This window comes from Psychrobacter sp. Ps4 (genome assembly GCF_022129285.1).
Classification (GTDB): Bacteria; Pseudomonadota; Gammaproteobacteria; order Pseudomonadales; family Moraxellaceae; genus Psychrobacter; species Psychrobacter immobilis_A.
The window spans coordinates 22025-40481 of record NZ_JADQAK010000005.1; the positions used below are offsets into that span (position 1 = coordinate 22025).

The 18457-nt window shown below is 43.3% G+C and carries 17 protein-coding genes and 2 tRNA genes; 8 read left to right on the forward strand and 11 right to left on the reverse strand.

Annotation, left to right across the window (positions count from 1 at the left end):
* The 7 genes from xerD to recN all read right to left on the reverse strand — a co-directional run bounded on the left by xerD (window position 1) and on the right by recN (window position 6272).
* Window positions 1-939, reverse strand: coding sequence for a site-specific tyrosine recombinase XerD (gene xerD / locus I3252_RS04350; RefSeq protein ID WP_087814894.1), 939 nt, complete (start codon window positions 937-939; stop codon window positions 1-3).
* A gap of 24 nt (window positions 940-963) precedes the next feature.
* Window positions 964-2166, reverse strand: coding sequence for a class I SAM-dependent methyltransferase (locus I3252_RS04355; RefSeq protein ID WP_238034337.1), 1203 nt, complete (start codon window positions 2164-2166; stop codon window positions 964-966).
* Between the two features lie 120 nt (window positions 2167-2286).
* Complete coding sequence (gene tusA / locus I3252_RS04360; RefSeq protein WP_238034338.1) at window positions 2287-2613, reverse strand: sulfurtransferase TusA; 327 nt, start codon at window positions 2611-2613, stop codon at window positions 2287-2289.
* A 60-nt stretch (window positions 2614-2673) separates the two neighbouring features.
* Entirely contained in the window at window positions 2674-3153 is a 480-nt protein-coding gene (locus I3252_RS04365; RefSeq protein WP_238034339.1) for a hypothetical protein, read from the reverse strand.
* A 92-nt stretch (window positions 3154-3245) separates the two neighbouring features.
* Window positions 3246-3773 (reverse strand): Holliday junction resolvase RuvX, encoded by a 528-nt coding sequence (gene ruvX, locus I3252_RS04370; protein ID WP_201581214.1) that lies wholly within the window; start codon window positions 3771-3773, stop codon window positions 3246-3248.
* A gap of 108 nt (window positions 3774-3881) precedes the next feature.
* Window positions 3882-4445 carry a YqgE/AlgH family protein gene (locus I3252_RS04375; RefSeq protein ID WP_238034340.1) on the reverse strand — a complete coding sequence of 188 codons (564 nt, stop codon included), beginning with the start codon at window positions 4443-4445 and terminating at the stop codon, window positions 3882-3884.
* A gap of 147 nt (window positions 4446-4592) precedes the next feature.
* Complete coding sequence (gene recN, locus I3252_RS04380; RefSeq protein ID WP_238034341.1) at window positions 4593-6272, reverse strand: DNA repair protein RecN; 1680 nt, start codon at window positions 6270-6272, stop codon at window positions 4593-4595.
* A gap of 732 nt (window positions 6273-7004) precedes the next feature.
* Here recN and I3252_RS04385 point away from each other — a divergent pair.
* Complete coding sequence (locus I3252_RS04385; protein ID WP_238034342.1) at window positions 7005-7340, forward strand: pyrimidine/purine nucleoside phosphorylase; 336 nt, start codon at window positions 7005-7007, stop codon at window positions 7338-7340.
* Window positions 7341-7552: 212 nt separating this feature from the next.
* Entirely contained in the window at window positions 7553-8323 is a 771-nt protein-coding gene (gene rlmB, locus I3252_RS04390; RefSeq protein ID WP_238034343.1) for a 23S rRNA (guanosine(2251)-2'-O)-methyltransferase RlmB, read from the forward strand.
* Here the strand turns inward: rlmB and coaE are convergent.
* From coaE to pilB, 4 genes are all read right to left on the reverse strand, one after another.
* On the reverse strand, window positions 8286-8972 hold the full coding sequence (gene coaE, locus I3252_RS04395) for a dephospho-CoA kinase (RefSeq protein ID WP_238034344.1): 687 nt from the start codon (window positions 8970-8972) through the stop codon (window positions 8286-8288). The genes rlmB and coaE overlap by 38 nt on opposite strands.
* A gap of 124 nt (window positions 8973-9096) precedes the next feature.
* Window positions 9097-9999, reverse strand: a complete 903-nt coding sequence (locus tag I3252_RS04400) for an A24 family peptidase (RefSeq protein ID WP_238034345.1) — start codon at window positions 9997-9999, stop codon at window positions 9097-9099.
* A gap of 25 nt (window positions 10000-10024) precedes the next feature.
* The gene (locus I3252_RS04405) at window positions 10025-11248 is read right to left on the reverse strand and encodes a type II secretion system F family protein (RefSeq protein ID WP_201602652.1); all 1224 of its coding nucleotides are present in this window, start codon (window positions 11246-11248) and stop codon (window positions 10025-10027) included.
* Window positions 11249-11641: 393 nt separating this feature from the next.
* Complete coding sequence (gene pilB / locus I3252_RS04410) at window positions 11642-13351, reverse strand: type IV-A pilus assembly ATPase PilB (protein WP_238034346.1); 1710 nt, start codon at window positions 13349-13351, stop codon at window positions 11642-11644.
* A gap of 627 nt (window positions 13352-13978) precedes the next feature.
* Between pilB and tpiA the strand changes: the two genes are divergently transcribed.
* The 6 genes from tpiA (at window position 13979) to nusA (ending at window position 18372) form a co-directional block, all read left to right on the forward strand.
* On the forward strand, window positions 13979-14791 hold the full coding sequence (tpiA, locus tag I3252_RS04415; RefSeq protein ID WP_238034347.1) for a triose-phosphate isomerase: 813 nt from the start codon (window positions 13979-13981) through the stop codon (window positions 14789-14791).
* Between the two features lie 214 nt (window positions 14792-15005).
* Window positions 15006-15314, forward strand: coding sequence for a preprotein translocase subunit SecG (secG, locus tag I3252_RS04420; RefSeq protein ID WP_025652589.1), 309 nt, complete (start codon window positions 15006-15008; stop codon window positions 15312-15314).
* A 186-nt stretch (window positions 15315-15500) separates the two neighbouring features.
* Window positions 15501-15584, forward strand: a tRNA-Leu gene (locus I3252_RS04425).
* Between the two features lie 125 nt (window positions 15585-15709).
* Window positions 15710-15786, forward strand: a tRNA-Met gene (locus I3252_RS04430).
* Window positions 15787-16228: 442 nt separating this feature from the next.
* Window positions 16229-16729: a ribosome maturation factor RimP gene (gene rimP / locus I3252_RS04435; protein ID WP_238034348.1), complete on the forward strand. Its 501-nt coding sequence runs from the start codon at window positions 16229-16231 to the stop codon at window positions 16727-16729.
* 158 nt (window positions 16730-16887) lie between these two features.
* Complete coding sequence (nusA, locus tag I3252_RS04440; RefSeq protein ID WP_055123697.1) at window positions 16888-18372, forward strand: transcription termination factor NusA; 1485 nt, start codon at window positions 16888-16890, stop codon at window positions 18370-18372.
* Window positions 18373-18457 lie beyond the last annotated feature (85 nt).

Genomic DNA, 18457 nt, shown 5'->3' on the forward strand with positions numbered 1-18457 from the left:
CTAACCTCTCGGATGATGCTCCGCATGCAATTTCTGCAATCTCGCCGTCGCTACATGGGTATAAATCTGTGTGGTTGATAAATCACTGTGCCCAAGTAATAACTGCACACTACGCAAATCCGCGCCATGATTCAGCAAATGCGTGGCAAAAGCGTGACGCAGGGTATGCGGCGATAGCTCTTTATCGATACTGGCGACTTTGGCATACTTTTTGAGCAAATACCAAAAGTTCTGCCGCGTCATATAGCCACCTTGCGCGGTTAAAAATACCGCTTGGCAATTTCCTGATTTCAAATGTGCAATCAAATCACCACGAGCATGAGATAGATAATCTTCTAGCGCATCGTTTGCATATTCGCCCAATGGCACCAGTCGAGTTTTATTGCCTTTCCCCGTTATTTGTAGCCAGCCAGCGTTTAGATTGACTTGCTCTAATGAGAGATTAATCAATTCGCTCACACGCAGCCCGCAGGCGTATAGCACCTCTAACATGGCTTTATCACGTAGTCCAAGTGCAGTGCTGGTATCGGGCGCAGCAAGTAGATTATCGACATCTGCTTCTGCTAAGTCTTTGGGTAATGGACGACCCAGCTTTGGGCTTTTGATGCGCTCACAAGGATTGTCTTCACGCAGATTGCTCGCAATCATCCACAGATAGAACTGGCGCAAGCTTGAGAGCATACGCGCTTGGGTACGTGGGGTTTTGCCTTCTTGAGTCAGGGTTGATAAGCAGTGCAGCACGTCATCAGGCTGCCAGCGTGTCAGGGCAATAGGATTGGTCAGCTCGCATGAGCGCAGGTCGCGCACATACGCATTACGAGTACGAGTCGCTAGACCACGTGCCAACATGGCTTGACGAAACTCAGTCACATAACTGGGTTCGTCATCTACTGCCAGCGCCTTAGGTTGGCGCTGTTGCACGGCACGATCACGGCTCATAACTTGGTACTCGATGGGTGAATGTTAGATAAGCGTTAGACACCATAATGAAGTGACTTCAGCACTGCGAGCGACATGTAGAGGGTCTGTACCATCTTGGCTGCGACCATGTTTAGGTTGGGTGTCCAGACGATATTTTACCGCCAATCCAGCATCAGCAAACAAGCCTAATAACTCATCACGGGTGCGCAGTTGCAGGTGCTCAGCTAAGTCTGACATTATCAACCAAAGCTCTCCTTGCTCAGCTAAGTGCTGTTTGGCACCTTGCAATACCCCACGAAGCATCGTGCTCTTGGCATCATAAACGGCGTACTCAAGAGACGAGCTTGGCTTAGCAGGTAACCAAGGCGGATTACATACAATCAGATTGGCGAGTGGTGCATCAGTCGGATACAAATCCGCTTGCTGCAATTGTACGGCAGGTAACTCTAATCGTGTAAAATTCTCGTTGGCACAGGCCAAAGCACGTGGATTTAAATCCGTTGCTATCACTTGCGGAACACCGCGCTGCGCTAAGATAATTGCCAGCAATCCCGTGCCGGTACCGATGTCATAGGCGACATCATGGCTTGCTGGTAGCGGTGCATCGAGCAATAGCTGTACATATTCATGACGGGTTGGTGCAAACACACCATAATGCGGGAAAATTGATAACCCTAAGCTGTCTATTGGGACGCCTTTTTCGCGCCATCCTGCCGCACCAAGTGCGCCTTGCAAGTCACGAAACGACAGCACGCAAGACTCATCCATCGCCTTATCTAAAGGGCCAAAAGCTGCTGTACAGGCTGCACTGACATCGGGCGCGCGGCGTAGTTGGCTGACATAGTTGGCATCAAGCTCTAATAGCAAACGGCTTAATATGCGCGAACGCTGCGCTTGCAGTTGGCGCTGTTGATGAAATAAATTAGGTATTTCTTTAGAGCTGACTGAATCAGATTCTGTTATAGACTTAGCCGCTTTTTTTGCTTTACGCAGCTCAGAGCGCTCATTGGTACGATCTATGCGACGACCGAGCGCTTGTAGCAACTGGCGTGCATTATGAAAATCACCGCGCCACAGCAGTGAGCTACCTTCGCAAGCTAAGCGGTAAGCATCATCTGCGGTCGTTGTATCATCGACCAACACAATGCGCGCAGGCGGCATATGATTGCTTTCAGACAACCAAAGAGCATTATGTAGCGTTTCGTTTTCTTGCCATTGTACATACTGCTTTTCTGTTTGTAACACGTAATAGCCTACCTTTTGTGAATGATAGTTTGCTTAGAATGCAAAGATATCTTTATATTGTTTATTGCGCTGTCAATGTTCTGCTGTGATCAATGCTTTGCTGCGGTCACTTGAGTACATTTAAGCGCTTTTTTTCTTAACCAGATAGCGATAAAGCGTGGCGCTGATTGGTGCATCTTCATCGCCAGCGACCATTATTTCATCGGGATCGACGTTTAGATTTACATTTTCAGCAAGCGTTTCTTGCTGCACAAGCTCGTGTCCCAAATGACGACAAAAATTAGGAATGTCACGAGTGGTGGCTGGGTCGGTGGCGAGTATTTCAATCACCTCGCCAGCATCAGCGTTACGGATGGTTCGATGCAGCATCATGACTGGCTCAGGACAAATCAGCCCTTGAGTATCTAAATAATGATTGATCGTCGTTTGCGTGGTAGAAGTGCTCATAGTAGTCATTTAAATCGATAATATAAGGTAAAAGTTTTTTGCGTCATTTATAAGTATGCTTTACGCTTCTTCAGTGATGTCAGTGTTTTTTTCTGCTTCTAAAAAGTTAAAAAAGCGCTTAAAACTTACTTTGAATAAAAAGGCCACACCCAACCAACAGGATAGCCCCAACCATACGGTATCAGCGAATAATAGCCCACCAATCAATATGATGGTCGATACGCCAATGCTCATGGCAATCATTGACGCTTGGTTTAATCGATAACGATAAATCACCAGCGCATCATAAATAGTAATAGGAATCGTAAGCGCAACCAAGGCATAAGGCAAGTTATAGAAAAGTTGATAAAGCAGTTGATTGTCATGAAAGGCTTTGATACTGGCAATGGTGCCAAAGACCATAAAGGCGAGAATAGCGGCATAAATGAGATAAATCGCTATTTGATTCGCTCGCTGTGCGCCTTTGATACGGGCGATGGCAAGCGGCGCAAAACCATGTTGCGATTTGTTTTGCAGGGAGTGGTCTGAGACAGTGGTCATAATAATCAGGTATTTATCCGTGTAGAGTGACGATATGTCAGAATTGGCAGTGTTTTAATTAAGAGTGCTTTAACAGCAGGTTTATCGCTGATTTAATCGGCTTTGATAGCGTCGATGGCGATACTGCTACTGGGGTCAGCGAAATAAGTCGACATCAAAATGCAGGCAGAGATGTCGTCAATTGGGTCGCGTTCATGCTTAATCCAACCATTATCCCACGCGATCTCACGCGCTGCCACTGAGGTTAGGCGCTCATCACACAGGCTCACGACCACTGGTAGATGCTGTTCCATGACTCTATGTGCTAGACGACGAGCGAATTTGTGCGCACGCTTAGACAGCATTGAGCTGCTGCCATCCATATTAAGTGGCAACCCAACCACCACTTTTGCCACGCCCCAGACTTTAATAATACCGAGCAGATTGTCCCAATCAGGCTGACCATTATTCATCGCTAAAATATCAAAAGCACGCGCAGTCTCAGTAATGGTGTTACCCAGCGCCATGCCCATCTTTTTTACCCCGTAATCGAGCGCCAAAATAAGATGAGGCTTAATAGCGGGTTCCGCCACAATAGTGTCAGCAGTTTCGATTTTAATGCTCGTATCAGACTCTACCATCATTATGCATACTTCCTATTTCTATTGGGCGTGATTCATTTAGCTTAACGGCTTTAATTTAAATGCAGTTTTGGTTTAAATGGATAATTTAACAATCATAACCAATCATTAAGCATGACCAATATCGCTACTAAGGTAATCAAAGTTCACCCCAATCTTATCCGCGGCAATTTGCCAGCGTTCTTCGAATGGCGTATCAAACAATAAATTCAGATCAGCAGGACAGACCAGCCAATCGCCATTATTAAGTTCCTGATCGAGCTGTTTTTTACCCCAGCTGGCATGACCCAAGCACAGCTGATAGTGACCAACGCCTTGACCTGCGGCGATACGCTTAAGGATATCTTGACTGGTGGTAATACAGACGTTTTCTGAGATTGCAAAAGACGATGCCCACTCAGGCTGCCCCGTATGCAGCACAAAGCCAACCTCTGGATACATCGGGCCACCGTCTAATGCCACATCTTCCATCACTTGCGCATACGTCACTTCAATGTCTAAATCTTCTAGCAGTTTGCCCACGCGTGCCTGCTCTAATGGACGATTGACCATCAGACCGAGTGCGCCATGTTTATCATGACGGCAAATATAAATCAGCGCCTGCTCAAACCGTGGGTCTGACAGTTCTGGTGCAGCGATTAAAAAATGATGGGTCAAATTGGCTTTAGACATAGAGACAAACGCACCCTAATATTGAAGGTAAAATAACAGAAATGACACACCACTATATGGCGATACTGAGGTGAAAATCAACCAAAGCAAATATTTAGCAGTGATGAGACACAGCGCTGCACAACTGGTTGATGAATGACCAAGCTTTTATTTCACATCGGTCAATAAGCTACGCGCATGGTCGCGAGTGACGTCAGTGATGATCACACCGCCAGACATGCGTGCCAGCTCGTCGACTTGTGCGCTATCGGTCAGTATTAATAGCTCGCTCTCGGTCTGCTCGTCATGATGTTTTTGTACCAAGATATGCTGATGTGCTTGCGCTGCGACTTGCGCTTGGTGAGTAATGGCCAGTAGCTGCTGCGTCTGCCCAAGCGTGCGCAGTAGCTCACCGACCACTTGCGCCGTACCGCCACTGATACCGACATCGACTTCATCAAATACTAGCATCGGTTTGGCGGCATTATTATCGGCATTGGTCGCTTGCAGCACTTGCATCACCAGTGCCATTCGTGACAGCTCACCGCCTGAGGCAATCTTATATAGCGGCTGCATCGGCATACCAACGTTGGCGCTAAAGAATAAATCAATATCATAGCAACCTTGCGCACTATATTGGCTAGCATCGGCTTTTTTGGTAAAGACAAACTCGCAGCGGGCATTGGGTAGCGCGAGCGGTTGTAGCTGCTGCATTAATTGTTTGCTGACGATCGGCGCGGCTTTCGAGCGCTCTTTATTTAACTGAGTGGCGAGTGCAAGATAGTCTTGCCATGCCTGTTCAATTTGCGCTGCCATCGCATCACTGCTTGGCTCGTTTTCTAGCTGCTCTAATTGCGCTTCCCAGCCCTTTGCTTCATCGATTAAGTCGCTCGTTGGCAAGCTATGCTTACGTGATAAGCGATGTCCTAAGCTGATAAGACTGTCTAATGTCTGCAAACGCTCAGGATCAGGCAACTGTTGCTCAGCATAATCTGACAGCAAGCCTGTTACCTCAGTGATTTGTTGCTGTGCTAAATGTAGTTGCTCGGAGGCTTGCTCAAAGGTTTGGCTGACACTCATTTGATTATCACAAAGCTTAATCGCCTGCCCAAGCAAGGTCATAACATCTGGTTCATCCGTGTCATTGTCGAGCAGATGCAAGCCATGACTGGCCTCTATCATGAGGGCTTCGATATTAGACAGCTCTTCGTGCTCTGCTTCAACTTCTGCATAATCAACCGCCAATAACGGCGCAATATCAGCAAGTTGGCTTTGCAATAGTTGAATACGGTCTTGGCGCTGAGCCTCACGGCTCGCAATGTCGTCAGCACGGCGTTTGAGCTGCATGTAAGCTTGATAGCTACTGGCAGTTTGTAAAGCTAGAGACGTAATTTGTGCCATCTCATCGAGCCATTGCACCACAAACTGCGGCTTGAGGAGCGCTTGCTGAGCATGTTGACTATGGATATTAACTAACAATGCGCCTAAGCTTTTGAGCTCCGCCAAGCTGACAGGCGTGCCATTTAACCACGCTTTTGAGCGTCCGGTATTGCTGAGCTGACGACGAATGAGGACTTCAGGTTCTTCTAATGGTCGATCATTTTTAGCGAACCACTCAGCGATGACACTGTTATGCTCCACATCAAACTGCGCATAAATATCAGCTTGCGCCGCCCCGTGTCTGACCATCGCACTGTCTGCGCGCTCACCAACACATAAAGACAGCGCATCGAGTAATAGCGATTTGCCAGCACCGGTCTCACCAGTGATGACATTGAAGCCTTCAGCCACACTCAGCTCATGCTGAGCGATCAACGCAAACTGATGTAAAGTTAATGATACTAGCATCAACGCCTCTCATGACAGACAATAGACTTCATATACATCTCAAGAAGCCATATATAAAATAGGGTAGATAAGGGAATGAAATTATTCATTTAACCGTGTTAATGAGATAAATATTATAGGCAAATAGTATGGTGTTAAACGCGCTTAAATACAAACTTTCAAGCGATGTATAATAGATTTGATTGTTGGAAGATTACCATAAAACTGTCAAAGACTGGCTATGAGTCATCATCATAATATTCACAATATCAATCATTAAGATGATTAAGCCTGTCAAAATGATGCTTGTATACTAAGCATGGTTGCGAATTAAACTTATAAAAATAGCCCAATTGTAGCGATCAGGTGCTGACTCAAAAAAGGTGAGTAAGTAAGTTTAAGATTCGCATCAAACAGCATTTTCCTAGTCGCTTTAACAAACTTTATAGATATAATGTGGTAGCATAATCTCACATAATGATAAACTCTTCTGATTAGATTAGTGCAGTGTAATACATGATAACGAGTCATAATTTTGTAAAATGATAGGCGTATAGTTGGAAGAGTATGCCACTCGGTCATTATTCTAAAGTATTTTCATAGAACCTGTGGCTAGCTTTAGCGCACAGATATCTAGTATAGAAGGATACAGTACGTAGTACAGAGGTGTCGGTTAACGACGCAACTCTGGCGGTACTCTAACCAATTACTTATTTTTTAGTTTCGTAATGATTATTTGATAAGGAAGCCACTATGACAGCGGCGCAATTTACTAATGTAACAGTCAATGCTCAAGCGACGGTATCTTATGATGGTCGTTGTTCAAGCCACACTATTATGTTCGAAGATGGTCGACATAAAACATTGGGCGTTATCTTGCCTTGTGATAATTTGGTTGAGCATTATCATTTTGGCACCAATACCTCCGAGCGTATCGAAATCACGGGCGGTGAGTGTGAGGTCAAAATTAATGGTGACGAAGAATTCAGCTATTACCGCGCTGGTCAATCATTCGTGGTTGAAGGCAATAGTGGCTTTAACTTGCGGACAGAAGAAATTGTTCAATATATCTGCCACTTAGAAGGGTAAGTTTGCTAAAGCTGTTATTAAGTGATTGATGACAGCAAAAAGCCTTTTACTCAAAAAAAGAAAAACCTTATCGGATTGGTAAGGTTTTTCTTTTTCTGCTGATATTATTTATATGCAGATATCCATTTATTGATACAATTACTGTCATCTCTTTTTATCGCCTAGTTTTTATCATATAGCGCGATACCCACTTTATAATCAATAGGCCTATTATGGCAAAACCTACCTATTTTTATGGCATTCATGCGATTGATGCCTTACTCGAATATCGTCCTTTAGATGGGCTAAGCTTGTTTGTGCAGCAAGGTCGTGAGACTGATAGCCATGTACAAGCGATTATGGCGCAAGCACGTGACAATGGTATCAGTATCCAACCCACGCAAAAAGACAAACTCACGCAATTGTGTGGCAGCCCGCAGCACCAAGGTGTGGTGCTAAATGCGCGTCCTCTAGGCTTTGCTGATGAAGGCTTGCTTGCTACCCTTGCTGGGCGTGACCAATGCTTATTACTGGTCTTGGATCAAATTACGGATGCACATAACTTTGGTGCTTGCTTGCGTACCGCAGTGGCGATGGGTGTGGATGCCGTGGTTTGTCCGAAACATCATGCGGCAAGTCTGACACCAACAGTGTCTAAAGTATCGGTCGGTGCAGCAGAGATGATGCCGATTATTAGTGTTACCAATCTGGCACGTACGCTCACGCAAATCAAAAATGCCGGGGTATTTGTGTTTGGTACAGCGCTTAATGCGGATGCCAAACCAATTCATGCTGCTGATCTGACTGGCAAAACAGCCATTATCATGGGTTCAGAAGGTGAGGGGATGCGTCGCCTGACTATGGAGAGCTGTGATGAGCTGGTGTATATTCCGATGTCAGGAAATGAGCATGGCAACCTTCAAAGTCTAAATGTGAGTGTTGCCACTGGTATGGCGCTGTATGAAGTCAATCGACAGCGTACTTTAGCTGCTGGGCAAGCTTAAGATATTCTTGGTGTAATGGCGCTAGTTGCACATACAGAGCCGCAAGATCACTTTCGTTGAGCACCACATCATCTGCATGACGATTACGCTCTTCGCGGCTCAGCTGATTCACCATGATGGCTTTGATTTTTTGTATACTTTGTTCGTCGCGCTGACTGGCACGCGCAATCTGCGTATCCTCGGTGGCATCCATTACTAAGATACGTTGGCATAAATTGGCAAGCCCTGCTTCTGCTGCTTCAATAAGTAGAGGCGCTGACAATATCACGTAAGGCGAAGTACTGGTTGCTAACTGTGCTTTTGCTGCTTCGCGTATCGCTGGGTGAGTGATTGCTTCTAACTCAATCAATGCCTCAGGATGTGAAAAGACGTGCGTTCTTACTGCCACTCGATCCATTGATCCATCACTATTCAACACCCAATCACCAAATTTTTTCTGGATTTTGTGCAGAGTGGTGCTACCTTTAGCGACGATTTCATGGGCAATCACATCCGCATCTATAATATCAATGCCTTGCTCAGCGAACCAAGCACTCGCAGCGGACTTACCACTACCAATACCACCCGTTAAGCCAACTACTAAGGTTTTGCTTTTCTTTTGCGGGGTCTGGGGCTTATGAGAATAAGGTGAAGATGATTGTTTTGACATAATAATGACTTATCTGCTCGATATAATGACAGTGATGGTTATAAGCTAAGGAAGTATTTTAGTGTCTATTTTAAGATTTGGTGTCTGCTTGAAAAGGAGCGACCGAAATACTTTCTAGGACAATTTAGTAAGTATACATGCCGAGATACCAGTTGACGATATCTGAGCCATATAATAAAGCAACAATACCAGCGATAGCGATATAAGGACCAAAGGCAAACGGCTTGCTTTCACCCTGTTTCTTCATCAAAATAATCCCAACGATTGAGCCTAATAGAGAAGACAATAAAATAATCAATGGCAACATCATGGGTCCAAGCCAAGCACCTAATACTGCCAATAATTTGAAATCTCCCTGCCCCATACCATGCTTTTTAGTGAGTAGATAAAATATCTTAACCACTATCCACAATGACAAAAATCCTAGCAATAAGCCCCAAATTGACTGGGTAGGTGAGACAAACCAACCTTGTGAATTCACTGCTAATCCTAAACCCGCTAATGGAAAGGTCAAGCGATCCGGCAGTAATTGGGTATCAAAATCAATACCGGTTAAGGCGACCAGCGTCCATACCAAAATCAGGGCTGACAAGCCAGCTGCAGTTACGCCAAACTGATAAATTACTAACATTGATAGTAGGGCTGTTGCTAGCTCAACCAGTGGATAACGCAGTCCAATCCCAGCTTTACATTCTGAGCAACGGCCACGTAGTATTAACCAGCTAATTAACGGTATGTTTTCGTACCACTTTATTTTGTGGGCGCAATGAGGGCAGCGTGAGGCTGGTCGACTCAAAGTAATCGGCTTGTCAGCTGCTACGATATTTGTTAGGGGCAGAGTGTGTTCGCGAGGCATGTCTGCTTGTTCTAAAATAAACTGGCTGCACTCTTGTCGCCAGCTATAAACCATCATCAGCGGAATACGGTGAATCACCACATTTAAAAAACTGCCAACACAAAGACCTAATAGGCCGAATATGCCTAAAGCGATAGGCATATTGTCTTGTAATAACTCTATAAATTGCATGAAGTAGCTGTCCTTTAAATAGCTTTTAGCCTACTACTGAGCCCATTTGGAATATTGGTAAATACATGGCAATCACCAAGCCGCCAACTAATACACCGAGCACCGCCATGATTAAAGGTTCCATTAAGCTGGTCAATCCATCAACGGCGTTGTCTACTTCATTTTCATAATAGACAGCAACTTTATCTAACATCTCTTCTAAACTACCGGATTCTTCACCAATGCCAACCATTTGAATGGCTAAACTCGGAAAAAGGTTGGTTGAGCGTATTGAAAACTGCAATTGTTGACCAGTAGAAACATCATTTTTGATTTGCTGAATAGCGTTATAAAATACGACATTATTTGCTGCACCAGCAGTAGATTCAAGAGCGTCAATAAGCGGCACGCCCGCAGCAAAGGTAGTCGATAGTGTGCGGGAAAAACGGGCAATAACCGCTTGATAAGCGATATTTCCAAATATTGGAGCTTTTAATACTGCACGGTCTAAAAAATCACGGAATTTTTTAGACCGTTTTTTGGCCTCCGAAAAACCAATAATGGCACCACCAATAATAACAACTAGAATGAACCACCATACCTGCATCCACTCAGACATATTAACAACCATTTGGGTAAATGCAGGTAAATCTGCACCAAATGAGCCAAATAATTCTGAAAATACCGGCACGACCTTTATTAGCAAAATCATAGTCACAATAATAGCGACAACGACAACCGCGATAGGGTACTTCATTGCTTTTTTAATTTTGGCTTTAAGTAATTCACTTTTTTCTTTATAGGTAGCAACACGTTCAAGCATGGTTTCCAGTGCACCAGACTGCTCACCAGAATCGACAAGTGAACAAAACAGATCATCAAAATAACGCGGGTGTTTGCGTAATGCTGAAGCAAAAGTCCCACCCGCTTCAATGTCATATTTTATTTGTAATACCAAGTCTTTCATACTTGGATTGTCAAGTGAGTCAGCAACAATCTCAAAAGATTGAGTCAATGGCACACCCGCTTTCATCATGGTAGCTAATTGACGGGCAAAAATGGCAATATCGATAGGTTTGATGGATTTTTTGAAAGTGTAAAGTGGCTTTGGTTTTTTCTTGATACCTTTAACGCTGATACCTTGTTTGCGTAAAGTTGCTTTTGCTAACTCTAAACTACGGCTGGTAGTCTCCCCTTTTACTTTTTGTCCGCGTCGATTCACCCCATCATAGACAAAGTCTAACAGCATGTCGGTCTTCGCTTTTGCCATGTTACTACCCTCAAAATATTGTCTAATATAGATATTGCAAAGATGTACAACGATGCCTGACTCATTACATAAAAGAGGCATGCTTTATTTTAACGTAAAAAACCAGTATAACTCTGTTTTATATTTAAGTATATCTGGTAGAAATTATTGCTGATTTATAAAAGTCCGTACAATTAACGCCCATCATCTCAGTCCTCATATAAATAATGGCATTACTCATATAAGGACAGTTTTAAATTTCCAAACCCCCTTTTATTAGTGCATTACTAAAAGCTGTTTTTTCGACAATTCAAGATTAAAAAGTAGTTGAGTTAATCATTTTGAACGTTTCTCTTTAGTGATCAGCAGTGTCTGTATTTTTGTGCGTATGCAACATGCGCATAGCCAGTATTCTTACTCAGAAGTGACGCGCATCATTTCTTGAATACTGGTTACGCCTTGTAAGACTTTTAAAATCCCAGAGCGACGCAGGTCTCGGAAGCCATTTTTGAGTGCAGCGTCTTTGATATCTATCGCGTTACCGTCTTCCATGATGATGCGTGAGATATCAGGGCTGACTTTCATGACTTCATAGATACCGACTCGTCCTTTATAACCTTCACGGCATTCATTACAGCCTACTGGCTCGTGAATGATGTTGTCTGGATTGTCCAAATCAGCGTCTGTAAAGCCGAGCTCAAGCAGACTTTGCTTAGGGATGTTAATAGGTTTTTTACAGTTTTTACACAAACGTCGTGCTAGGCGCTGGGCGATAACCAAGTTCACTGAAGTCGCAATATTAAAGGAGGCCACACCCATGTTACGCAGCCGCGTCAGTGTTTCAGGTGCTGAGTTGGTATGTAGGGTTGAGAGCACCATGTGCCCTGTTTGCGCTGCTTTAATTGCAATTTCAGCAGTTTCAAGGTCACGAATCTCACCAACCATGACGATATCAGGATCTTGGCGTAAAAAAGATTTGAGGGCATTTGCGAAAGTTAGACCCACTTTTGGATTGACGTTGACTTGATTGATCCCCTCCAAGTTAATCTCCACTGGATCCTCGGCAGTGGATATGTTGGTCGCGCCAGTATTTAAAATATTAATACCAGTATAAAGCGACACGGTCTTACCAGAACCAGTTGGTCCCGTGATAAGCAACATACCTTGCGGTTTATGCAGTGCCTCTAAAAACATATCTTGCTGATCAGATTCATAGCCGAGCGCTTCAATACCCAACATCGCTGAAGAGGGATCCAAAATACGAAGTACAAGTTTTTCGCCAAATAGGGTAGGCAGACAGCTTACTCGAAAGTCGATGGCTTTATCTTTAGATATCTTAAGCTTGATACGTCCATCTTGTGGCACACGGCGCTCTGAAATATCCATCTGCGACATGACTTTTAAACGGGCTGCAATTTTCCCAGCCAGTTGTACAGGTGGATTGGCCATTTTTTGCATTACCCCATCGACACGAAAGCGAACGCGATAGGTTTTTTCATAGGGTTCAAAGTGCAAGTCAGAGGCGCCCATACGAATGGCATCAACCAGCATTTTATTAACAAATTTTACAACAGGTGCTTCCTCGACGCTATCACTAAGCTTGGTCTCGCTTTCCTCTTCTTCACCTTCATCAAAGCCAATATTTAAATCGCTATCAGAGAAACTATTAAAATTTTGCATGGTATCAGCGTAAAGACTTTCAATACGCTTTTTTAACTTATCTTCTTCGACGACAATAGCTTCAATAGACAGCCGTGAATTAAAAGCAATAGCGTCAATTGCATCCACACGAGTTGGATCACTTAATGCGACGAATAAACGCTGTCCTCGTTTGAATAGTGGTAACGCATTAAATTTACGAACGATTTTTTCATCTACTAAGTCTTTTGGAATGACATCAATATGTAAGGCATCAAGGTCGAAAAGAGGATCACCAAAAGCTTGTGACAACATCTGCGCAAGATGATAAGCATCTGCCAATTTATTGTCGACTAGGTAGGGCACTAGTCCTACTTGTTGCTGTTGCGATTCGGTCTGCGCGATTTTCATATTCGCTTCGCTGACGATACCTTCGCTGATTAGCTGGTGCGCTAAACCACCATATTTGCTCGTGGTGATAGACATTACGACTTCTCCTTAGTACCCAATATGCTATATATTTGTCTGAAATCCATATACTTCTGAGAGCCATTTACTATTATAAATTTTAACAGATACCTGCTATAAGTCATTGTTAGCCTTTAGGCTATCATTAATAACAGTCAATGCAGAGATGCTCTTGCAAGAGACTTAGCAGAGAAAGCGTTTTAATAGTGTAGGTTATCAGTAGCTTGGTCATTAGATTATTGATAATGTTCTGTTATATATAGACACAATACTATAAAACATTACTTGAGTTTAAAGATTTTATATGGGCGATTGAGTGCTTGACCCAAAAAATCATAGCTTGAGACAACGTCTAGAGCGTATCCTCAATTTAATAGACTATCCTCTAAATAAGCTGAAAATGGCTGAATTTTGCTAAACATCGTTAAATAGCCTATCAATATCTGCGCTACTTTCCTTGTTTGACAGTAATTTATCTCATTTTTATCATCATTTTTTAGAGTGAGGATACGCCCTAGTAAATATTTGCATTGACTATCTGTTTTTCTGCTGGCGGCAGCATACTATAGCACTTGAGAATTATTTGTTATACTGGCGCGCATATTAGCCAAATTGGCAAGAATAGATGAAACAAGGTAGATGAGTATGCAAGCTTGGGTAATTGGTAATTGGAAACAAAATCCAGCAACGAGTCACGACGTCGATTTGTTGTTGAATAATTTGTTGACTACAATTGATGCTAAAGAGCAAGCCGCCACAGAACGGTCAAATAGTCGCTGTCAGTTGATGGTGGCACCAAGCTGTATTCATCTGGCAGCTGTCAGTGCGCGTTTAGCCGGTAGTTCGATATTGAGTGCAGCGCAAGACGTCAGTGCGCATAGTGCCAGTGTTGGCGCTTATACGGGTGAATGCTCAGCACAGCAAATAGCAGACGCTGGGGCAACTTGGACGATACTGGGTCATTCTGAGCGTCGCCAGTATCATAGCGAGTCTCACGATACGTTATTGCAAAAAGTGACTCACGCACTCACCCAAGGTTTGGGCGTGGTATTTTGTATTGGTGAAACTCAGGCTCAATATGATGATAAGCAAACCCTTGACGTAATTGACACTCAGTTATCAGTAATAAAAGAAGTAATTACTATCCAACCAGATCTCATATCATCACTATCTAATCGACTGATCATTGCTTATGAGCCAGTGTGGGCGATTGGTACTGGCAAAGTCCCAACCGTGAGCGAAGTCAGTCAAACGCATCAGCATATTAAGCAAACCATCACAGGCTTTGCAGAATCACTAAAGGTAATGAGTGTGCTATATGGTGGTAGTGTCAATGCGGACAATGCTGAGAGCTTTGCCACAGATCCTATGATTGATGGGGCATTAGTTGGCGGCGCATCATTAAAGGTAGAGAGTTTTTTGGCAATTGCCAATGCCTTTAGTCGAGCTAAAGACTAGTTAATAGAGATAAAACGTGCATTTCATGGCGGTCTCGATTATAAAATGTCTTTATCAGTTGGCAAAAGTAGGTTTAACAGTGCCCTTGCAATCGTGTACAATGCGCCTTATTTATATAATCGATTTGGCAGCATTACCCGTCAATTGCTATTCCTATTAACCGTAAGATTTATTTTCCGTTATCAGTCGTCATTACGCGGCAAAAGAGGCCACCATGTTTACGTTTATATTAGCCCTGCATATTATCGTGGCGATTGCCATGATCGGCTTGATTTTGATACAGCATGGTAAAGGGGCAGACGCTGGAGCTTCTTTTGGCGCTGGCTCGTCAGGTACGGTCTTTGGTGCGGCAGGAACAGCGAACTTTTTAACGCGTGCGACAGCAGTCTTAACAGTAATATTTTTTATCACCAGTATGACGCTAGCCGTTCACGCGCGCAAACAGGCTGAAGATCAGTTCCGTTTAGATGCCCCTGTGTCAGCGCCACAAACGCCGCGTCCATTGACACAGAATCCTCAATAACTGTATTTTAAAGACACTTGCCTTTAATAGCTGTCTTTAGTCATTGCCTTTTAATTGAGGCAGCTCTTGCTATTTTGAGGCGTTAGATTTACAATGCTTTTCTGTTTTAGCAGTCTGATTCTATCGATGCCTACCTTAAGCATCTATTATGATAGATTAGATAGTAATAATAGAGCAGTGAAAAATGCGATTGTGGTGGAATGGTAGACACGCCATCTTGAGGGGGTGGTGGCGCAAGCTGTGGGGGTTCAAGTCCCCCCAATCGCACCAAGTTTTTAAAGTTGTAACGTATTAAGTGCGGCGTTAGTAATATAGGTAAGAAATTTAGTTTTATTTATTTAAAATAAAGATTGACACTTATATAAAACCCCCCTATAATACGCACCATAGATTGATGCGGGGTGGAGCAGTCTGGTAGCTCGTCGGGCTCATAACCCGAAGGTCGTTGGTTCAAATCCAGCCCCCGCTACCACTTTTTATACTGATGTTTTGTACACTAAATTTGTCAGTAACGATTAGCCCACCATTATGTTTGTGGGTTTTTTTGTATCTGACGGTCAGTGGTATCGCGGTATCTATCCTACTTATGCTAAGCTCTAGTTCTATAGAGTGCGATATTATTCGTTATTGGTTGTCACCTGCCGCTATCGGCGCGCTGCTTCTTAAGCACACTATCCTTTATTCCTCACTCCTTTATCGATAGTACTGCTTTGTGAATAATAAAAGCATTGTCTGGCTGAGCTTGATGTTTTTTGTGCTCATCCCTATATAAGCGCATATCATATAAAATAATATGTTTGTGATTTAAGATAATATAATGACTGTGTCTCTTACTAATAAATTTCATGAGTGAGCGACAATTACGCGGTTTACTAAGTACGATAGATACGTGAATAGGAAAAGATAAATAGATTATGAAGCTTTCAACCAAAGTTACAGAACTGACTAATATTATTGCTCCTGCCGTCGCGGCTTGCGATGTGGCATTATGGGGTATCGAGTTTGCACCGCAAGGTAATCGCTCTTTATTACGCATTTATATTGAGGCATTGCCAGAAGAGCAGGCCCAAAATAAACAAGTAACCATTGAAAACTGTGCAGCAGTGAACCATCAAGTGAGCGGTATTCTTGAGGTTCATGATCCGATTGCTGGTGAGTTTATCTTAGAAGTTTCTTCACCAGGTTTCGACCGTGCATTCTTTTCCGATGAGCAGATGCATGCCTATGTTGGTCAAACCGTCAGCTTGCGTCTAATACAAGCGATTGGTGAAGGTGATCAAAAACGTCGCAAAGCGACAGGTACTTTAGATAGTATCGATGCAAATGTCTTAAATCTGACATCAAGCGATGGTCAACAGTTTGAGATTGCGCTGAGTAATATTGATAAAGGCAATTTGATTTATGAAGATGCCTAAGCTTTTGTACAGCTTGGTTTGATTTGAAAACTTGAAGTAACAAATCATCCATCAGCATTTTAATATCCAAACAGCTTATATAGCTTACGGTGAAAATATAATAGCAATACATAAATTATAAAATTTAAGTCAATTAAAAATGATAGGACAGGTATAGCATGAGTCGTGAAATCTTAACGGTAGTAGAAACTGTCAGTAATGAAAAGGGCTTAAATCCTGAAGATATCTTTGAAGCGATAGAAGATGCTTTGGTGGTATCGACTAAGAAAAAGGTATACACCGAACAGCCAGAAGTGGCAGTACGGGTTGCTATCGACCGTACAACGGGCGATTATGATACTTATCGTTACTGGACAGTGGTTGCAGATGAAGACCATGAAATGCCTGCTTGTCAGCTAGCCATCAGCGATCTTGATCCAGAAGAATGGTCAATCGGTGATGTCAAAGAAGAACAGATTGAATCGATTGAGTTTGGTCGTATTGCTGCGACTCAAGCCAAACAAGTCATCATCCAAAAGATTCGTGAAGCTGAGCGTAATTTAGTAGCAGATGCTTTTGAGCCACGTGTTGGCGAGATGATGTATGGTGAAGTCAAGAAGCAGACTCGTGATGGCTATATCATTGATCTAGGTGACAATGCCGAAGGCTATTTGTCACGTGATCAGATGCTGCCGCGTGAGCAATTACGTGCAAAATCACGTATCAATGCCATTTTGTATCATGTCAACCGTGAAAACCGCGGCGCTCAGTTGCTACTGTCTCGTACTCATCCTGAAATGCTTTCAGCATTGATGCAAAAAGAAGTACCTGAGATTGCCGAACAAATTATTGAAATCCGCAACGTCGCGCGCTTGCCGGGTACTCGTGCTAAAATAGCTGTGAAAACCAACGATCATCGTATCGATCCAGTTGGCGCTTGTATTGGTATGCGTGGTACACGTATCCAAGCCGTACAGCAGGAGCTTGATGGCGAACGCATTGATGTGGTGGTGTGGTCAGATGATCCAGCACAGTTCATTATCAGTGCTTTAGAGCCAGCTGACGTCAGTAGCATCATCTTGGATGAAGATACGCAAACGGCTGATATTATCTTTAGCACCAATGATCAGTTGGCGCGTGCGATCGGTTCACAAGGTCAAAACGTACGTTTAGCGTCTGAGCTAACGGGCTATAAGCTTAATATGATGCTAGAAGAAGAATATCAGCAGCGTCAACAAAACGAATCGAAAGCCTTTATCGAATTATTCTATGAACGTTTAGAAGTAGATAAAGACTTAGCGCAAGCACTGGTCGATATTGGTTTTACCAGTATTGAAGAAGTGGCTTACGTACCAGTTGAAACCTTTTACGATATTGAAGGTTTAGACGATGAAGCGATTGAGATGATTCAAGAGCGTGCAAAAGAAGTCGTCATCGCTGATGAGCTGGTCAAACAACAGAACATGAAAGAGCCAAGTCAAGAGCTACAAGAGCTTGAAGGTATGACAGTCAATTGGGCCTATAAAATGGCACAAAAAGACATTATTACCGTTGATGATTTGGCAGAACAAGCAGTCTTCGATCTCGAAGATATCGAAGGTTTAGACTCTGAAACCGCAGGAAAACTCATCATGAAAGCTCGGGAATCTTGGTTCAATGAATAAGCGGTAACTGCATATCGCTGTCTTTTAGTGATATGCTATCGATAATAAAGTGCTGGTATGAACGCAGTACCAATACCAGCCTTAC